This is a genomic window from Streptomyces sp. NPDC001941, assembly GCF_040296945.1.
Lineage (GTDB): Bacteria > Actinomycetota > Actinomycetes > Streptomycetales > Streptomycetaceae > Streptomyces.
On the sequence record NZ_JBEOYE010000228.1, the window covers coordinates 1 to 2673 of the forward strand.

Genomic DNA, 2673 nt, shown 5'->3' on the forward strand with positions numbered 1-2673 from the left:
TGGGCGGGAGCGGCACAGAACACGGCCGGGACCGCGAGCACCACAGCCGCCAGCACGGACCCAAGACGCACACGTCTGACACTTCGCATCAACGAGATCCTTCTCGACAGGAGTGACGGGGCAAGGGGCGGTGGCACCGCAGCGGCACAGTGGGCGCTGCTCGGTGCGCGGCGGCCCGCTGGGTGGCAGCGGCTCCGGTGCCGGTGTGCGTGGCCGAGTACGGGATCACTAGCGCCAGCCGCCGACGAACGACTTGAGGATGTGAGAGCCGCCGTCCACGATGTCCGAGCCCGTGTTGACGAGGGTCCTGGCAGCCGCGGCAGCTCCGTCCGCAACCTTCTCCGAGGTCTTCGACGCGACGACCCAGGCGGAGCGCCCGCGCGCACCGAGGCTGAGGGCGACGTGAGCGACGGATTCGGCGAACTCCTTGCTCACGAAGCCGTGTTCGAGGCCGGTGAAAACGGCGCTGATCACGTTGGCGACGGTGGCCCCGGCCATCAGCGCGCCGGCGACGATGCCCAGGATCGGCGCGGAGGCGGGGAAGAGGGCGATGCCGCCGAGGGCCACGAGGGAACCGATCCCGGCCAGGTCGCCGACGAGTTCGAAGGCGTTGGCCCACCAGCCCGCGTCCGACCACCAGTTCTCCTGGCCGTTGGTGCCGTTGGGGTTCACATGGTCGTTCACCGGGGTGTCGGCGGGGTTCTGCTGTTGCTGCTTGATCCTCTCCGCCTCTTCCGCGGCCTTGCGGGCCGCCTCGACATCCTCCTGATGCTTCTTGGCCACCGCGGTGGTACGGGCTTGGGAGGCCGCCGCGGCCGCCTCGTTCGCGTTCTTGCCCGCGTCGAGGGCCGACTGGCGGGCGGAGGCGGCGGAAACGCGGGCCGCATTGGCTGAGGTGAGGGCACTGCGGGCGGAGTCGATGGCCTTGTTGGCCGAGTAGTTGGCCGCACGGGCCGCTCCGCGCGCGACGTCCGCGGCGGCCTTGGCCTTGTCCGCCCGGGCCTGTGCGTCGTCGGCCGACTTCTGCGCCGCGTTCGCGTTGTTGTTGGCCTCGGCGGCGTGGGCGGCCGCGTTGTCCCTGGCCTGGAGGGCCTTGCCCGCCCAGGCCTGCGCCTCGGCTGCGGCGTTGCGGGCGTCGGCGGCGGCCTGGGAGGCGTACGCGGCGTCGCGCTGGGCTTCCTGGGCGGTCCTGGCGGCCGCGGAGATGGTGGCCTGGATGGCGGCCGCGTGACTGGCGGAGTCGTGGTCGAGGCGGGCGGCCTGGTGGCTGACCACGTCGACGAAGAGCAGCTTCATCCAGCTCGGTCCGGCCAGTGCGACCTCGCCGTACGCCTTGGTGTAGCGGCCGCCGGTGTTGATGAGGGACGCGATCGCGACCTGGGCGTCCTCCTCGACGGCCCCTTCGAGTTCCTTGTCGAAGAAGCCTTGCAGGGCTTCGGGGGTGTTGGTGCTCAGGGCCTTCTCCGCGGCTCTCTTCACGGCGGCGCCGACGCCACCGGCCAGGAGCCGGTAGATGAGGACCCGGTTCTCCTCGGCCCGCCGTGTGATGACCCCGCTGGTGCTGAAGTCGCCGACGGCCACGTCGCTGTTGCCCGCCAGGACCTCGGCGGCGCCCCGGGCGACTTCGGGGCCGGAGACGCGGGCCAGGTGGAGCACGGTCTCGCGGTCGTCCTGCGCCTGCGCGAGGGCCCGGTCGAGGTCGATCCAGCTGAGGACGTCGTCGTCCCCGCCCGCGAGGGCGAACTGCGCCGCCTCGCGCGTCCAGGCGCCCTTGGAGTTGAGCAGGCCGACGGCGGCCTGGCGCCCGAAGGGCACCGCACGGGTGTAGTCCTCGGCGTAGAGGGCCTGTTCGGCCTTGCTGATCAGGTCCTTGATGGCCTGGCTGGTCTGCTGGGACTGGGTGCGCTTGGTGAGCGCGGCCGTGCGCTGGGCGGCCTCCTGGGCGGCCAGCGCCCTGGCCTCTTCCAGGCCCTGCTTGCGATCTGCCTCCAGTGCCGCCCATTCCGCCTCGCGGGCCTTGGCGGCGACCGCGACGGCTTCGGTCACCGTCTTGGTGGCGTTGTCCGCGGCCTTGACCGCCTCGGCGGCGTGCGCGGTCGACTTGTTGGCGTAGTCGATGGCCTGCCCCGCGTAGGTCACGGCCTCCTCTGCCGCCGCGGCGGCCTTCAGGGCGTGCGCGGCCGCGGAGTTGGCGGCGTCCCGGGCCGCGCGCGCGGCGGTGGCGGACGCGTTGGCCAGCGTCTGGGCGGTGGAGGCGGCGTTGGTCGCCTGGTTCGCCGCGGTGCTCGCGACGTCGGCCTGGTGCCGTGCCTCGGCGGCCTCGGACTGGGCCACACCGGCGGCGGAGGCGGCCTGGGCGGACGCCGCGGCGGCTGTGGCGGCCTCGCGAGCCGCGGAGGCTGCGTCGTTGCCCGCACCGGCTGCGGCCTGCGAGGCGGTGGCGGCCTGGTCGGCAGCGAGGGCCGCGCTCTGTGCCTTGGCCCCGGCGTCACGGGCGGCGACGGCGGCGTCCTTCGCGGCCTGGGCCTTGGAGGCGTCCTTGGACGCGGCGATCGCGGCGTTGTACGCGGTGGAGGCGGCGGCCCCCGCCGCGGCCGCGGCCGGCGGCGGACCGGGGGGCGCCCCCCCCGCGCGGGGGGCCGCGGCCCCCGCCGTGGGGGAGGCGGGGCGGGC

At 74.2% G+C, this 2673-nt stretch carries 1 protein-coding gene; it reads right to left on the reverse strand.

Features of this window, described 5'->3' with window-relative positions:
* Positions 1-228: 228 nt before the first annotated feature.
* Positions 229-2673 (reverse strand): ALF repeat-containing protein (locus ABT160_RS46715; protein WP_351656453.1); only part of this gene is annotated, 2445 nt, incomplete at its 5' end.